At 64.5% G+C, this 16,246-nt stretch carries 13 protein-coding genes; 8 read left to right on the top strand and 5 right to left on the bottom strand.

Annotated features, from left to right (window positions below; all coding sequences use genetic code 11):
* Positions 1 to 70: 70 nt before the first annotated feature.
* Positions 71 to 904, bottom strand: a complete 834-nt coding sequence (locus Y88_RS07250; RefSeq protein WP_008067596.1) for a LysR substrate-binding domain-containing protein — start codon at positions 902 to 904, stop codon at positions 71 to 73.
* A 267-nt stretch (positions 905 to 1,171) separates the two neighbouring features.
* On the opposite strand from Y88_RS07250, the gene Y88_RS07255 reads away from it, so the two are divergent.
* The 6 genes from Y88_RS07255 (at position 1,172) to Y88_RS07280 (ending at position 7,204) form a co-directional block, all read left to right on the top strand.
* Entirely contained in the window at positions 1,172 to 1,954 is a 783-nt protein-coding gene (locus Y88_RS07255) for an ABC transporter permease (protein ID WP_008067599.1), read from the top strand.
* A 51-nt stretch (positions 1,955 to 2,005) separates the two neighbouring features.
* Positions 2,006 to 2,803 (top strand): ABC transporter ATP-binding protein, encoded by a 798-nt coding sequence (locus tag Y88_RS07260; protein ID WP_008067603.1) that lies wholly within the window; start codon positions 2,006 to 2,008, stop codon positions 2,801 to 2,803.
* Positions 2,803 to 3,426, top strand: a complete 624-nt coding sequence (locus tag Y88_RS07265) for a cysteine dioxygenase family protein (RefSeq protein ID WP_008067609.1) — start codon at positions 2,803 to 2,805, stop codon at positions 3,424 to 3,426. Before Y88_RS07260 ends, Y88_RS07265 begins: the two co-directional genes overlap by 1 nt.
* Positions 3,423 to 4,655 (top strand): rhodanese-like domain-containing protein, encoded by a 1,233-nt coding sequence (locus Y88_RS07270; protein ID WP_008067611.1) that lies wholly within the window; start codon positions 3,423 to 3,425, stop codon positions 4,653 to 4,655. The genes Y88_RS07265 and Y88_RS07270 overlap by 4 nt, the downstream gene beginning before the upstream one ends.
* A gap of 268 nt (positions 4,656 to 4,923) precedes the next feature.
* Complete coding sequence (locus Y88_RS07275; protein ID WP_008067613.1) at positions 4,924 to 6,258, top strand: LLM class flavin-dependent oxidoreductase; 1,335 nt, start codon at positions 4,924 to 4,926, stop codon at positions 6,256 to 6,258.
* A gap of 10 nt (positions 6,259 to 6,268) precedes the next feature.
* Positions 6,269 to 7,204, top strand: a complete 936-nt coding sequence (locus tag Y88_RS07280; RefSeq protein ID WP_008067615.1) for an ABC transporter substrate-binding protein — start codon at positions 6,269 to 6,271, stop codon at positions 7,202 to 7,204.
* 37 nt (positions 7,205 to 7,241) lie between these two features.
* Here the strand turns inward: Y88_RS07280 and Y88_RS07285 are convergent, their stop codons facing one another.
* The 4 genes from Y88_RS07285 to Y88_RS07300 form a co-directional block, all read right to left on the bottom strand.
* A complete protein-coding gene (locus tag Y88_RS07285) occupies positions 7,242 to 7,607 on the bottom strand; it encodes a 4Fe-4S dicluster domain-containing protein (RefSeq protein WP_008067617.1) in 366 nt (121 codons plus the stop codon).
* Complete coding sequence (locus tag Y88_RS07290) at positions 7,604 to 9,187, bottom strand: FAD-dependent oxidoreductase (RefSeq protein ID WP_008067619.1); 1,584 nt, start codon at positions 9,185 to 9,187, stop codon at positions 7,604 to 7,606. The genes Y88_RS07285 and Y88_RS07290 overlap by 4 nt, the downstream gene beginning before the upstream one ends.
* The gene (locus Y88_RS07295) at positions 9,184 to 10,536 is read right to left on the bottom strand and encodes an LLM class flavin-dependent oxidoreductase (RefSeq protein WP_008067621.1); all 1,353 of its coding nucleotides are present in this window, start codon (positions 10,534 to 10,536) and stop codon (positions 9,184 to 9,186) included. Before Y88_RS07295 ends, Y88_RS07290 begins: the two co-directional genes overlap by 4 nt.
* 194 nt (positions 10,537 to 10,730) lie before the next feature.
* On the bottom strand, positions 10,731 to 13,670 hold the full coding sequence (locus Y88_RS07300; protein ID WP_008067622.1) for a TonB-dependent receptor: 2,940 nt from the start codon (positions 13,668 to 13,670) through the stop codon (positions 10,731 to 10,733).
* A 488-nt stretch (positions 13,671 to 14,158) separates the two neighbouring features.
* Here Y88_RS07300 and Y88_RS07305 point away from each other — a divergent pair, with 488 nt between their 5' ends.
* Together Y88_RS07305 and Y88_RS07310 are read left to right on the top strand one after the other, a co-directional pair.
* Positions 14,159 to 15,022 (top strand): TauD/TfdA dioxygenase family protein, encoded by an 864-nt coding sequence (locus Y88_RS07305; RefSeq protein ID WP_008067625.1) that lies wholly within the window; start codon positions 14,159 to 14,161, stop codon positions 15,020 to 15,022.
* Positions 15,023 to 15,156: 134 nt separating this feature from the next.
* Entirely contained in the window at positions 15,157 to 16,227 is a 1,071-nt protein-coding gene (locus tag Y88_RS07310) for an ABC transporter substrate-binding protein (RefSeq protein ID WP_008067626.1), read from the top strand.
* Positions 16,228 to 16,246 lie beyond the last annotated feature (19 nt).

Genomic DNA, 16,246 nt, shown 5'->3' on the forward strand with positions numbered 1-16,246 from the left:
GGCACGCGCAACATCGAGAAGCGCGCGCACCGGATTGAGAGTTTGCAATAGGAGAGGGGACCGCAAGGTATCAAAGTGCGCCGACAGTCTCCCTGACAAGCTCGGCCAGCCGCGACGTCGCGGTGTCGAGCGCATTGGCGGTGCGCAGGATGCATGAAACGCGCGGCAAGGGCGGCAGGTCGGGATGTTCTAGCGGCTCGTCGCGCAGGAACAGATGCGTTCGGCAGGTGATCCCGAGCCCCGCCTCCACCGCCGCGCGCAACGTCGTCAGGTTGGGCGTTTCGACCGCGATGCGGAACGGACGTCCCGCGTCCTCAAGCGCGCGGATGGCAGCCTCGCGGAAACGACACGGCTGTTCGAGCACCGCGATCGGCAGGGGATCGCGGTCGAGCAGGGCGGGATCGCCGTACCAGGCCATCGCCGCCTGCGTGATCCCCGCCGGATCACCCGGCGCTGCGAACCCGATCACGACATCGAGCTGGCGCCGTTCGAGTTGCGCGATGAGTTCGGCGGTTCCGGCAATGCGGGAATAGATCTGTGCTTCGGGATGAAGCTCGGCGAATTGCGCCAGCATCCCGGTCAACAGCACTTCGGCGAAATCCTGAACCATGCCGATCCGGGCCGGCCCCACAAAATTGCCGGCCGTCACCGCCGCTACCGCTTCGTCATGCAGGCTCAGGACCTTGCGCGCGTAGTCGAGCATCAGTTCGCCCGCCGAAGTGAGCGTCAACCGGCGCCCATCGCGATGAAACAGTGCCTGTTGCAGCAGTTCCTCAAGCCGCTTGATCTGAAGACTGAGCGCGGATTGGGTGACAAAGACCTTTTCCGAAGCATTGAGCATCGACCCCGTATCGACGATCGCCACGAAGCTGCGCAACAGGTTGGTAGGAAGATTGACAGGCATCGCGGCGGCCCCCGGGCAGAATTGAGTGTGGTGCAATCGAAGACATCTCATAAGGACCGCCAAATTATCAATCAAAATAGTAGAGATTTTGCCCCATCAAGGATTCGTTTGGCGGCCCTGTCCACGCCCGGAAATCAGGGAAATTTCACGCCCCATCCGGCACGATATGAGGATCTCTCATAAGCACGACGCCAAACTCAATTGAAGAAGTAGACTTGAAGGTATTGGCTGACCGAACATTCCCTCTGTCAGCGTGATTCCCCCACCATGCCCATCCTGTCCAAGCTGTCCCGCACTCTCGGCTCTTCCCGCTGGTTGTCGCCGATCGCGTTCCTTGCCGTCTGGGAACTGGCTTCGCGCACGGGGCTCATCCCGCAACGCACGCTGGCCGCCCCTTCCGCCGTTGCCGGGACGCTCGCCGAGATGACGCTGTCGGGAGAATTGCCGTCGAACCTCGTGGTTTCGTTCGAGCGGGTTCTCTTCGGCCTTGCCATCGGGGTTACGACCGGCATCGTGCTAGCCTTGCTGGCGGGCCTGTCGCGGCGGGGCGAAGCGGCAGTCGATCCGATCATGCAGATCAAGCGCACGATCCCCACGCTCGCGCTCACCCCGCTGTTCATCGTCTGGTTCGGCATCGGCGAAACGCCTAAAGTGGCCCTGATCGCCTTTGCCTCGATGTTCCCGGTCTATCTCAATCTCTTCAGCGGCATTCGCGGCGTCGACGCGCGTCTGGTCGAAGGCGCGCGCAGCTTCGGTCTGAGCCAGGCCGAACTCGTCTGGCACGTGATCCTGCCCGGTGCGCTGCCCTCGCTGCTGGTCGGTCTGCGCTATTCGCTCTCGATCGCCATTCTCGTTCTGGTCGTTGCGGAACAGATCAACGCCTCGGCGGGTCTCGGCTATCTCATCAACAACGCCCGCGATTTTCTGCGCACCGACATCATCGTCGTGTGCCTGCTCGTCTACGCCGTGCTCGGCCTTGCCGCTGACGGACTGGTCCGCGCAATCGAAGCCCGCGCACTGGTCTGGCGGCCCGCCCTGCTCGACGCCTGAGCCCGGATTTACCGCCCCCCCGTTTCCGCCAATCATGTGGAGCAAGCGCCCATGGATGCCCGGCTGACTTTTCTCGAATTGCCCGAACATCGCCTTTACGCGCCCGACGAGAGCCCGACCGAACCACCGGTCGTCCGCCTGCGCGACTTTACACGGGCCTTCGGGGCCAACACGATCATCGACCGGCTCGATCTCGACATCCACCCGGGTGAATTCGTGGCCCTGCTCGGCCGGTCGGGATCGGGCAAGACCACCCTGCTGCGCACGCTGGGCGGTCTCGACGATGCGCCGGGGCAGGACGTCAGCGTCCCTTCCTCCCGCGCCGTCGTGTTTCAGGATGCGCGGCTGCTGCCGTGGAAGCGGGTCTGGCGCAATGTCGTCCTCGGTCTCAAAGGCGAAAACCAGCGGGAACGGGCCCATGACGCCCTGCGCGAAGTCGGCCTTGGCCATCGCATCGACGCATGGCCGCTGACCCTGTCGGGCGGCGAGGCACAGCGCGTGGCGCTGGCCCGTGCGCTCGTTCGCGAACCCAGGCTGCTTTTGCTCGACGAACCCTTTGCCGCGCTCGACGCGCTGACCCGGCTCAAGATGCACGGCCTCGTGCTCGATCTCTGGCGCGCGCACCGTCCCGCCGTGCTGATGGTCACGCATGACGTCGACGAAGCCATCGCTCTGGCCGATCGCATCCTCGTTCTCGACGGTGGACGCATCGCCGCGCAGGAGCGCATCGCCCTGCCGCGCGGAGAGCGTGCCGAACTCACCCACTTGCTGCGTTCCAAATTGCTCGGCATCCTCGGCGGCACTGCCACGTCCGATGCCGTCATCCCGTTTCCTCAAGGAGGACATTGATGAGCACGTCACCGCTTGCCGAAGTCGAAAAGCCGGTGGGCATTGCCCGCCTGCGGGATTTCGTCACCAGCCTTGCCGATCTTCTGGCCGAACCGCGCGAAGAAGCCGAAATCCTCGACACCGGGTCGAAGCTGCTCGCGCGCCTCGTCGCCCATGACGACTGGCTGCCCGAAGAATTCACGCGCCCCCATCCCGACCGGTACCAGCAATACCTGCTCCATTGCGACAGCCGCGAACGATTCAGCGTCGTCTCGTTCGTGTGGGGCCCCGGACAGGGCACGCCCATTCACGACCACCGCGTCTGGGGCCTGATCGGCGTCCTGCGCGGCAGCGAGCAATCCGAACGCTATACCCGCGCGCCTGACGGCACGCTGCGCAGCCTCGGCGCGCCCGAAGTGCTCCATCCCGGCGAAGTCGAAGCGGTCAGCCCGCGCATCGGCGACATCCATCGCGTGTGGAATGCCCTGCCCGATCGTCCGTCGATCTCGATCCACGTCTATGGCGGAAACATCGGCGCGGTCGAACGCGCGACGTATGCTCCCGACGGGGCTGCCAAGCGCTTCATCTCGGGCTATGCCTCGGGCCTATTGCCCAATATCTGGGACAGGTCGAACCGCGCATGAGCATACCCGCACAAGACATTCGCAAGGCCTTGCAGGCGCGTGAGGAGATCGCGCTGATCGACTTGCGCGAGGAAGCCGCGTTTGCGCTGGGCCACCCGCTGTTCGCAGCCCAGATCCCGTTGCGGCGGCTGGAAATCGAAGCGCCCTGGCGCCTTCCCCGTCGCGATGTCCGGGTCGTGCTCTATGACGATGGCGAAGGCCTTGTCGATCCGGCCCGCGCCATTCTGGCCGGGCTCGGTTTCACCGATGTCGACGTTCTGGAAGGTGGGCTCAAAGGCTGGCGCGCGGCAGGGTACGAATTGTTCGAGGACGTCAATTCCTATTCCAAGGCCTTTGGCGAACTGGTGGAGCACCAGCGCCACACCCCCTCGCTGCCCGCCCCCGACGTTCAGGCCCTGATCGAGGAAAAGGCCGACATCGCCATTCTCGATGCGCGCCGTTTCGACGAATACGCGACGATGTCGATCCCGGGCGGGGTCAGCGTTCCGGGCGCCGAACTGGTCCTGCGCGCCCGGGCCGTGGCCCCTGATCCGGACACGACCATCATCGTCAATTGCGCGGGCCGGACCCGGTCGATCATCGGCACCCAGTCACTGGTCAACGCAGGCCTTCCCAACCGCATCTTCGCCCTGCGCAACGGCACCATCGGCTGGACGCTCGCCGGGCAAAGCCTTGAAACCGGGCAGCAGCGCCGGGGCGATGCTCCCGAAGGCGACCTCGCCGACGAAGCCCGGGAACGCGCGCGCAAGGTTTCCTATCGTGCAGGCGTGCGGCACATCGACCTCGACGAACTCGCGCACCTGCGCGCGGATACCAGCCGCACGCTCTATCAGTACGACGTGCGCCTGCCCGAAGTCTTTGTCGCCGGGCATCTGCCGGGATTCCGCAATGCGCAAGGGGGGCAACTGGTTCAGGAAACCGATCACTATGCGCCGGTGCGCGGCGCCCGGATCGTGCTGGCCGACGATCACGGCGCCCGCGCGGACATGACCGCCTCGTGGCTGGCGCAGCTCGGCTGGGATGTGCTCGTGCTCGACTGGCCACAGGACGCTGCGCTCGAAACCGGCCCCGACGGCGCTCCGCCCCCGCGTGGCCCCGAAGGTCGCTACAAGCGGCCCTATGAAGGCACCGACAATGCGCAGGCCGCGATGCAGGCCTATCTCGACTGGGAATTCGGCCTCGTCGAACAATTGCGCCGCGACGGCACCCACGGGTTTTTCGTGATCTGAACGGAGAGGGAGTCTCTGCCAAAATTCGCTGAAGAGCGAATTTTGGAGGCGGCACCGGCCCGCTCCCCCACCCGACCACCCATAGGGTACTTTCGTTGGGTGGTCGGGTGGGGGAGCGGGCCGGTGCCGCCTCTTGGAAATTCCGGCGTTGCCGGAATTTCCGCACCAAACCCTTAAGCAAATCTCGAATTGCCATCACGTTTGCGCATTGGTCCCACAGGGGACCGATGCGTAGCCCTTTGTCCTGACCTTTTTTCAGGAGGCTTTCATGCCCAAGCGCCAGCTCAAACTCGGCTTTATCCTTCACGGCGTCGGTCCCGGCTGGGACGACTGGCGCCACCCCGACGCGCTGGTCGATGCCAGCACCAATTTCGGCTTCTACAAGCGTCAGGCGCAGACCGCCGAGCGCGGCAAGCTCGACTATCTTTTCGTCGCCGACAGCGTCTCGATCAATGCGCGGTCGAGCCCGCATTACCTCAACCGTTTCGAACCGCTGACCATCCTGTCGGCCGTTGCGGCCGTGACCGAGCATATCGGTCTCGTCGGCACCGCCACGGTCAGCTATACCGAGCCCTTCAACCTTGCCCGCCAGTTCGCCTCGCTCGACCATATCAGCGGCGGTCGCGCCGGATGGAACGTGGTGACGAGCTGGCTCGAAGGAAGCGCGGCCAATTACGGCAAGGAGGAACACCTTGCCCATGACGTGCGTTATCGCCTGGCCGAGGAATACCTCGACGTGGTCAAGGGGCTGTGGGACAGCTGGGAAGACGACGCGCTCGTCCGCGACAAGGCGACCGGCCAGTTCCTCGATCCCGACAAGCTGCACGAACTCAACCACAAAGGCGAGTTCCTGAAAGTCAAAGGCCCGCTCAACATCTCGCGCGGGCCGCAGGGCCAGCCGGTGATCTTTCAGGCGGGCTCTTCCGAAGACGGCCGCAATTTCGCCGCGCGCCATGCCGAGGCGATTTTCACCCATCAGGACGACCTGGCGCAGGCGCAGGCTTTCTATGCCGACGTCAAGGCCCGCGCACGCGGGTTCGGACGCGATCCGGACAAGCTGGCGATCGTGCCGGGCGCAAGGCCGGTGATCGGCTCGACCGAAGCGGAAGCCGAAACCAAATATGCAGAGCTCGCGGGGCTCGGAAATCTCGAAAACGCCCTGCGCGCGCTCGGCCGCTCGTTCAACGACCACAATTTCAGCGTCTACGACCCCGACGGCCCCTTCCCCCGCGAAGTCGCCGCCGAAGGGTTCAAGAGCAACCAGAGCGCGTCGGAACGGATTCTGGCGCTTGCCGACCAAGGGCTCACTCTGGGCGAAATCGCGCGCCGGGTCGGCACGCCGCGTGGCGGCTGGGTCGGAACGCCCGAACAGATCGCCGACCGGATGCAGCAATGGCTCGACGAACGCGGATCGGACGGCTTCAACCTTTTCGAAAGCCTGCCCGGACAGCTCGACGTCTTCGTCGATCAGGTTGTGCCGATCCTGCAGGACCGCGGGATTTTCCGCCGCGAATACCCCGGAGCCACGTTCCGCGAGACGCTCGGCCTCGACAAGCCGGTCAACCGCTACACCGCACAGCGGCTTGCCCGCAGCGCGGCCTGAAGGAAGCGCCATGGCCTTTTCGCGACGCACCCTGCTTGCAGGATCGCTCGCTTCGCTCACTCTTGCCGCGTGCCACCGGGGAACCGGTGGCGCCGTGCTGAAAGTCGGCAGCCAGAAAGGCGGGACCAAGGCGGTGCTGCTGGCATCGGGCGTGCTGGAAGGCGCGCCTTATGCCGTCGAATGGTCCGAATTTCCCGCAGCCCAGAACCTGCTCGAAGCCCTGGGCAGCGGCGCGGTCGATCTCGGCCTGATCGGCGACGCACCGTTCCAGTTCGCTTTTCAGAGCGGCAGCCCGACCAAAGCCGTCGCAGTGCAGCGGGTCGAAGGGAAAAACCCCGGCATTCTCGGGATCGTTGCCCCCGCGCACTCTCCGTTGCGAACGATCCACGACCTTGTCGGCAAGCGGGTCGCAACGACACACGGCAGCATCGGCCATTACCTGATCCTGCGCGCGCTCATCGCCAACGGGCACAAGCCTGATGCGGCGCATATCTCGTTCCTTTCGCCCAGCGATTCCCGCGCCGCCCTGCAAAGCGGAGCAGTCGATGCCTGGTCGACCTGGGCCCCCTATACCGTCGCCGCGATTGCCGAAGGCGCGCGTGTTCTGGTCGATGGTCGGCTCTATTCAGAGGGCAACAGTTTCGATGTCGCCAACGAACAGGCAATTGTCGACAAGCGCCCGTTGCTCGCCGACTTCCTCAAGCGCGAGGCCCACGCGCTCGACTGGGCGGTCGCCCATGGCGGCGACTATGCCAAAGTGCTGGCCCATGAGACCGGGCTGCCCCTGCCGGTCGCGCAGGGGACTGTCGAAGCCGCACGACGCGTGCGCGGCACGATCGACCCCGCGCTCATTCGCGATCAGCAGGTCATTCTCGACACGTTTCTGGCCTCAGGTGAAATCAAGGCCAATCGCCCCGTCGCACAGGCATTCGAACCCATCATCTGAAAAACGGCGGAAGCGCCAAGCGCTTCCCCCTCCTCTCTCAGCCTTGCTCCGCATAGCGTCGGGCCGCAATCTCGGCCCCTTCATTGAGCAGCGGACCCAACAGGCGATAATCGTCCAGCTGTCCGGCATCGAACGGTTCATCCCAGCCGTGGTCGCGGCGCACCTGCCCAAGCTGTCCCGAGGCAAGCAGGACGTCGAGCGGGGGATGCGAGGCATCCGCATCGTCGGGATTGACCCACAAGGCATCCTCGCGACATGCCAATTCGCACAGATAACAGGTCTGGCAGGCATCGACCCGAGCCAGCACCGGCGCAGTCGGGCCGGGTTCGAACACCTGTGTCGGGCAGGCCGCGACACAGGCCGCACAATTGGTGCAGCGTTCGGCGACAAGCGCCGCGATCATGCCGCCACCTCCGCCAGCGGGCCATCCGCCTGTGTCTGGACCTGATCGAAGCCTCCGACCAGCAAGCGCCGTGCGAACGCCGGATCGGACCGGGAAACATCGGCGCGAACATGAATGCCGCGCGTCTCCCGCCGGTCGAGGGCCGCCGCAAGACACCAGCGCGCACTGGCCGTCATGGCGACCGCTGCCCGCAATTCGACCAGAGCGCGCCCTTCGGCCCGGCCATGGTCGGCAAGAGTGTGCCAATGGGTGTCGAGCACTTCGAGGGAATTCCTGAGCTGATCCGCACGACGCCAGAACGCCTTGCGATAGTCGTGAACTTCATGGCCCGCTGCGGCCACGATTTCGGGCACGTCGAGCGTCCGGGCCGCACGTCGGGGGCGCAACCCGGCGCGACCGAGCCCGCTGGCCGGGGCATAGGCACCGGATCGCGTGGCCTGCGCTTCACGCGCGGCGGCAACCCCGGCAATCCGGCCCGAGGAAAGCGCCCAGGCGGCATTGACTGCCCCGCCCCCGCTTACGGCCCCGGCAACCGGCTCGCGCGAGGCCGTGTCGCCCGCCGCGAACAGCCCGCGCACTTCGGTGCGGCAGTCCGCATCGACAATGCGGATTCCCCCGGTTCCCCGGATCGTACCTTCGCCGAACAGCCGTACCGGAAAACGCTGTCGCCACAGATCAATGCCGCGCCGCTCGAATGCCGCCACCGTCAATGGCTGGATCCGCCGCAGCAATCCGTGAAGCGCCGGAGGTGCATCGGAAAGATCCGCCAGCACCGGTCCGCGATCCATGGCCGCGCCCAGTGCCTGCTGATGCGCATGGCCTGCCTTGGGCGGCGGCACGTCGATCTCGCACCCGTCCGTGTCGAAGAAGCGCGCCGCGTAATAGGGAAGCGTCCGGGTCGAAGCCCAGGCCGGAGACAGCGAATAGGAAATCGAGAATTCCATGCCCGACAGCAGGGCTCCGGCTTCTACCGCCATCAGCAAGCCGTCGCCGGTGTTGGTGTGGCTGCCGATCAGCCCCGAACGAAATGCCACGCCTCCGGTGGCGAGCACGGTCGCGCCGCTGCGGATTTCCCAGGCATCCTCGGTCGCCAGCACGATACCGCGCGCGCCCACGATCCGGCCTTCCCCGTCGGCGATGAGTTCGGTCGCCGGATGATGGTCGAGAATGGTCACCCCGCGCGCCTCGGCAAAGCGGCGCAAGGCGCGCATGTATTCGGGGCCCCGCACACCCTGCACATACCGGCCGCCCCGTCCGTCCGAGCCGAACGGATAATAAGCCGCGATCGTGGGAAGATGGCGCCAGGTCAGGTCGATGATCCGTGCCATCCATTCGGGATCACCCAGACCTTGCGCCTTCGCCGCCTGTTTCTCGACGGCCTCACGGCGCAATCCGGGGTCTTCGGGAACCCACCAATGGCCGGGCCCGCCGGTCGCGGTCACGCCGCTGGTGCCCATTGCCCCCTTGTCGACGACGATCACCCGCGCACCGGTTTCGGCGGCGGCGATCGCGGCCCAGGCCGCCGCCATGCCGCCGCCGATGATCAGCACATCACTGCGTACAATGACCGAAGCGATCATTCGGCAGGGACCAGATCGTCGGACCGGCTTTCGACAGGCGCGGCATGGCGATTGGACGGAACCGGAATGCCGAGATGCCCGCGCAGGGTGTCGGCGGTATAGTCGGTGCGAAACAGGCCCCGATGCTGAAGGATGGGCACCACCCGTTCGCGGAACAGCGCGAAATCGCCGGGACGCGTAACGCGCAAGTTGAACCCGTCCGCAGCCCGCCCGACGAACCAGCGTTCGATCTCGTCAGCCACAGTCTCGGGCGAGCCGACGAAGGACGTGCGCCATTGGCCGAGCTGATAGGCCGCTTCGCGCAAGGTCAGCTGCTTGTCGCGCGCGGTGGCGATGATCCGTTCGGCATGGCCCTTGTAACTGTTGAGCGTCACTCCGGTCAGATCCGGGAACGGCGCGTCGGGATCGTACTGGCTGAAATCGTGGTAGTTGAACGCCCGGCCCAGTTGAACCAGCAGCTTGTCGAAATCGAGCGCCTCGTGCTCGCGGCGGGCAATCGCCTGTGCTTCCTCATCCGTTTCGGCAAGGATCGGGAAAAGGCCGGGCAGAACGACAATGTGGTCGGGATTGCGCCCGAGCGCGGCAGCACGTCCTTTAAGATCGGCATAATACTGCTGTGCGCTTTCGAAATCCTGCGCCGCGGCAAACGTGCCGTCGGCAATTGCCGCGCCCAGATCGCGCCCGGCCGCGCTGTCGCCCGCCTGAAAGATCACCGGCTGCCCCTGGCGCGAACGCGAGAGCGCAAGCGGCCCGTCGACGCGGAAGAAGCGCCCGTGGTGATCCAGCCGATGCTGCTTTGCCTTGTCGAGGAAAATGCCGCGCACCTTGTCGCGGGGAAAGGCATCGTCCTCGTAGCTGTCCCACAGCCCACGCACGACATCGACGAATTCATGTGCCCGTTCATAGCGTTCGGCATGATCGAAATGCTCGTCGCGCCCGTAGTTGCGCGCCGCGCCTTCCAGCCCGGTCGTCACCACGTTCCAACCCGCACGCCCCCGGCTGATATGATCGAGCGATCCGAACTGGCGCGCGACGTTATAGGGCTCCCAGTACGAAGTGGTCAGCGTCCCGACGAGACCGATGCGTCGGGTATGCGTCGCGACCGCCGAAAGCAGCGTCAGCGGTTCCAGCCGATTGAGGAAATGCGGCGCGGTGTCGGGCGTGATGAACGGGGAATCGACGATAAAGACGAGATCGAACCGCGCTTCCTCGGCCAATTGCGCATTGCGGATGTACCAGTCGATGTCGATCGAGGCATCACCGGGAAGCGCGGGATCGCGCCACGAATACTGATCGGTGCCGACGCCTTCGAGAATGGCGCCGAGATGAAGCTGACGGCCCTGGGTCATGAGACAATCTCCTTGGATTGCCTGAAAATCTAGGGCGTGCAGGCCCGGGCACCCAACGAGGCTTGCTGATAGCCCTATTGAACCTTCTGATGCGGGCGGTGGGCATGCCCCAATCCGTTCGTCCTTCGACAGGCTCTGGACGAACAAGCCTCGAAAAACGGCGCTTGCGGATGGCCCCCGCAAGCGCCGTTTGCTCAAAGGCGGAAGGCGATGCCCGCCTGTACGCTGTTGCTCGACAGATTGCCTTTGAGCGCATTGCCGTTGGTCGTGCGCAAGGTCAGGCTCGGCACTTCGAAATAGCGGTATTTCAGGACCACATCGATGCCCTTGGCCACCTGATGGCGCACCCCGGCAAGCGCCTGCCAGGCAAAGCCGGTGGCATTGTCGGCGCTGAAATAGGTCGGTGTCGCAGCCATGCTGGCCGCGCTGGAGGTAAACGTGTTCGAAGCCTGCGTGCGGTCGAGCGTCCAGCGCCCGGTCGAGACCCGTGCCAGACCGAAACCGCCGCCGGCAAAGGCGCGAGTCGCCCCGTCCCTGTGCCCGATGTTGATCAACCCGTTGAACATGGCCGACAACACGCTGGTCCGCCCGCCCGCATCGGGATAGTCGCCCGCCCCGCGCCCGGACGCGTCGACCGCGACATTGGCATTCGTATAGGCGACAGCGCCTGTGCTGTATCGCTTGGCGCCTGCTTCGACTTCGACGCTGAACCGCCCAAGATCGTAGCCGAGCACGCCGTCGAGATCCCATCCGGCCTTCTGCCCGACGCGGATGGCTCCTGATGCCGCCGTTGGATCGGTGACCTTGTTCAGCACGGCCGCCTGATAGGCCGCCGGGAATGCACCGCCCGCATCGAGTTCGAGATAGGCACGCCCGCGATGGCGCTCACTTGCCCCCGCCCCGATCACGCCGCCATCGGACGGAGCATCATTGGCATGATCGGCCTGAAGCGCGACTTGCGCCGAGACCGTGAACGTGCGCGGAGCCCCCGGCGACAGCGAAGTCCCGACCGATCCCGGCACCCAATAGCGCGTATCGGCGATGTTCTGGATATTGGCGCGCACGACAACCGCATGGCCCGAGGCGTTGAAGCCATAGCTGGCGCCAAGGTCACCCACGGTCGAACTGTGGAAGACGAAAATGTTGCTGGCACCATAGGCGCGGCCCGAATGGTGGATGCCGCCGGTCAGCTTCACGCCCGGAAGGAACGGCAACGAATATTCGGCAAGGCCCGAGATCTGGAAATCGGTCGTTCCCGCAATCGTCTGGCCGATCAGGTTGGACGGCCCCGAAATCTGCTTGGCATCGAGATAGGCGACCGACCCGGTCAGGAGCAGGTCGCGGATCGGATGCAGCGTCGCGTTGAATTCGATCCCCTGATACCGGGCGGTGCCGTTGCGGACGAAGGTATTGGTCGTGTCGGTATATTCCGAAGGCGTCGCGATGCGATAAAAGGCCAGATTGGCGCTGCCCCAACGCCCTTCGGCCTTGACCCCGGCTTCGTATTGCGTGGTCTTGAGCGGGCCGAAGGAAGCATTGGCGTTGGTGGTGCTTGCCGGAGCAAGCGCGCCGCGCTGAAGCGCCTCGACATATGTGGCGTAGACGTGGACCGTGGGCAGGACCGCCACGCTGATCGAATAGACCGGCGAAACCGGGTGGTAATGGAAATAGGACGACGTCGAGGAATTGGGATTGAAATTGACTTCCTCGTAATCGGTATAGCGCAGGCCGAGCAGGACCGAGACCGGCCCCCAGCCGAGCGTATCACTGGCATAGAGCGCGCGCTGGTGCACTTCCTGATAACGGGTCCATACCGGCGGACGATTGTTGTAAAGCGCCGCCGCATTCCCGCTCAGGGTCGGGACATTGTTGGCATTGTAGATGTTGTAGCCGGTCCCGATCACCGTGCTGCGCGTCGGATTGTCGTAATCGAACTGCACTGTAAGCGACGATGCGCCCACCGCGATCTGGTGCGTGATCGGGCCGGTCCGCACTTTGCCGTTCACGCTGGCATCGCCGACGTAATAGCGGAACAGGCGGTTCATGTTGTAGGCGGTCGAATAATAGTCGCCCGCATTGTCATAGATCGTCGCGAGACTGCCGGGGAACCGTTCGTCGAGCGCGGCATAGCGGGCAGCGACGCTCGCTTTCCAGTCGTGCGCGATTTCATAGTTCACGCGCCCGGTCAGGCTGACGATGTCGTTGAACTTGGTCGTCCCGCGCGCGCCGGGTTGCAGGTCTCCACTGGTCGGTGTGAGCGAGGTGACCGGTTTGTACGTCACACCGTTGATAGTCGTCGTGGTCGTCAGAATCGAGATCGTGTTGACCTGATCGTCCTGTCGCGTGCGTTGATAGAAACCGTCGAGTTGCCAGTCGAGCTTGTCGGTGACGCGCCCGGTCAAAGCGAGGCTGACGAACTGATCCTTGTTATAGGCGCCGTTATAGAGCCGCCCTTCCTCGTTCACGGCATTGAGGCGAAAGGCATAGCGCCCTTCGGCATCGAGCGGCCCGCCGATGTCGAGATGTTCGCGCAGGATGCTGCTGCTGCGATAGGACAAGTCGAACAGCGCCTGGAACGTCCGCGTCGGCTGCTTGCTGACCAGATTGACGACCCCGCCCGGCGCGGCAAAGCCATAGGCAAAGCCCCCTGCGCCTTTCAGGATCTGGATATCCTGAAGATGCTCGATCGGATGGTCCTGATACCAGTAGGGGAACGGCAGTCCGTCGAGCTTGTACCCGTTGGTGCGGTCGATCGCGATGCCGCGCACGGAAAAGGTATTGCCCGAAGCCACGCCCGAATTGTTCGAGCGGACGCCCGCGTCATAGGCAAAGGCCGCGTCGATCGTCGTGGCGGCCAGCCGCTGGATCTGCTCGGCATCGACAGTCCCGACCGAGAACGGCGTTTCGAGCAGGCTGCGTGGTCCAAGCGCACCCGCGCTGACCGTCTGCTTTTTCGCGGCACCGGTCACGACGATGGGATTGGCCCCGCCATCACCGTCCCCGTCTCCCGGAACGGCTGCATCCGCAGTCGGCGCGGTGGCGGTCGGACCATCGGCCGCGCGGGCCGCGACCGAGCCCCCCGCAACAAGAGCAACGGCCAGCGCAAGCCGACTGGCGTGGTGGGATCGGATCACGTCATGTCCTTTCAGAGCGGAGGATGCGTCGCGGCAACGGCGCGGGAGGACCTGCGCGGAGCGACGGCATCAGGAATGCAAATTGGGAAAAGTCAGGCTTGGCAGCCCGCAGTTGTATGGGCCGAAGTTGTATGGGCCGGGCCCATGCGATCCGCGCGATCGCCCCCTGATGCGACAGTCATTGCGAACCCCTCATGCCCTGCTTGTCGAATGAGCGAGGCAAGCCTTGGAGAAGCGGCTCGGCAAAATACAATGAGACTTGCAAATGGCAGATCGAGTTAATCTTGACCCCAAATCATCAGGAAAACCGCCAGTTTTCAGAAATAAAGAAAAACCATACCGGCAAGTTCTGCTCATAATCACATGAGAATTCCTGTTTTGGATAATGAGCGATTCTCACATTGCTATCAGCCCAAAGCGCTGGCGAATTGTCGGGATCGATTCCTACTCTCTCCTGCCTTCCACCGCATCCGCAGGAGATCAGGATCGTGTCCACACAAACCCTCGCAGATCACAGCAGCACCGATGCCGGCCTTCACATCACGCCCCTGCAGCCGAGCATCGGTGCGGAAGTATCGGGGGTCGATCTGTCGCGGCCGATCACCCCGGCCCAGCGAGAAGCGATCCGGGCCGCCGTGCTTCGCTACAAGGTGATCTTCTTCCGCGATCAGCCGCTGAGCAACGAACAGCACGCGGCGTTCGCCGCGCAATTCGGGCCGCTCTATACGCATCCGACCACGCGCCATCAGGCCGCCAACACGGCCATTCATTCGATCGCGGCGCGCGACGACCGCGAATACGGGGAACGGTTCAAGCGCGTGCTGGATTCAGGTGACGCCTATCACACCGACACGAGTTGGCGGCTGGTCCCGACCTGGGGCGCGGTTCTGCGTGACATCACTCTGCCCGAAAATGGCGGCGATACGATCTGGGTCGACGCGCATCTGGCCTGGGATGCCCTGTCCGACGATCTCAAGCAGAAGCTCGAAGGCCTGCACGTCACCCATAATTTCCTGTCCGCACTGAAAGGGGTCGGCCACGAATACCCGATCGTCGCCCATCCGGTCGTGCGCACCCACCGCGAAACCGGGCAAAAGATCCTGTGGGTCAATTTCTCGCAGCAGCCGCAGATCCTGGGCGTCGAACTGGCCGAAAGCCGGGCCCTGCTCGACGAAATCCTGCGCCAGTACAAGCGCCCCGAACTCCAGGTCCGCTTCACCTGGCGCAAGAACTCGGTCGCCTTCTGGGATAACCGTTCAACCGTCCATTACGCGGTCCGCAACTATGGCGAATTCCCCCGCGAACTGCACCGCATCCTGATCGCCGACGAGCCGCTGTGGTCCGACCTGTGACGGTCTGCCCCCGGCGCGGTAACAAGCCGCCCCATATCGTGCAAAATCAATGAGGGGTTGAGCAACCGCGATTTGAACTTGGGGCCGACCCGGCCGCAAAGCGGGGCTTTCCCACTCATGAAGCGGAGATCGGCTTGAAGGCCCCGTTTGATCACGACGCCATTCGCGATCCCGAAACCCCGCCCAGAACGGGCGGCACCAGCCGCCGTGTCGTTCTGGGGGGGATTGCCGCTGCAGCTGTCGCCGGGCTCGGCTTCGACCTTGCCCGCAGACACGAAGCCTGGCCGAAAACGCCCAAGGGGCTCGACCGGGTGCGACTGGCGTGGAATCCCAATGCCCTGTGCCTTGCCCCGGTGCTGCTCGCGCAGAACAAGGGCATTTTCGCGCGCCACGGCATCGACGTCGAACTCATCAGTTATGCCGGATCGACCGACCAGCTGCTCGAAGCCATGTCGACGCGCAAGGCCGATGCCGGGGTCGGAATGATCCTGCGCTGGATCAAGCCGCTCGAACAGGGGTTCGACGTGCGCCTTCTGGCCGGAACCCACGGTGGCTGCATCCGCATGTCGGGTTCGCGCCGCGCCGGGGTCACGCCCGATCCGCTCAGCCTCAAAGGCAAGACGATCGGCCTTGCCGAGATCACCGGCGCCTCGCGCAATGCCTTTGCCGTCCTGCTCAAATACCACGGCCTCGACCCCGACCGCGATGTCGAATGGCGCCAGTTCCCGCAAGCCCTGCTCGGCGAGGCCCTGCGCAAAGGCGAAGTGCAGGCGATCGCCGACAGCGACCCCGTTCTTTTCCTCGAGGAAAAAGCATCGGACGGCGACATGGTCGAAGTCATCAGCAATCTCAGCCACCCCTGGCAGAACCGGGTCTGCTGCGTGATCGGGGCGGGCGGTTTCATGCTCCGCGAAAACCCGCGCGCGGCCAAGGCGCTCGTCCTTGCCATGGCGGACGCGGCAAACCTGTGTTCGTCCGACCCGCACGAAGCGGCGCGCGCGTTCCTTCCCTATACGCGCGGAGCCAGCGTCGATGATCTTGTCGCGATCCTGAAAACCCAGACGCACGCCAATCATCCGCTCGGCCGCGACCTTGCCGGAGACGTCACCCGCTACACGGCCGAATTGCGCGCCATCGGCGTGATGAAGCCGACCACCGATCCCGCCCGCTTTGCCGGTTCCATCGTCAGCGACGTGCTGGCCTGACCGAACGGAAAAGGTACCT

This window comes from Novosphingobium nitrogenifigens DSM 19370 (assembly GCF_000192575.1).
Taxonomy (GTDB): Bacteria; Pseudomonadota; Alphaproteobacteria; order Sphingomonadales; family Sphingomonadaceae; genus Novosphingobium; species Novosphingobium nitrogenifigens.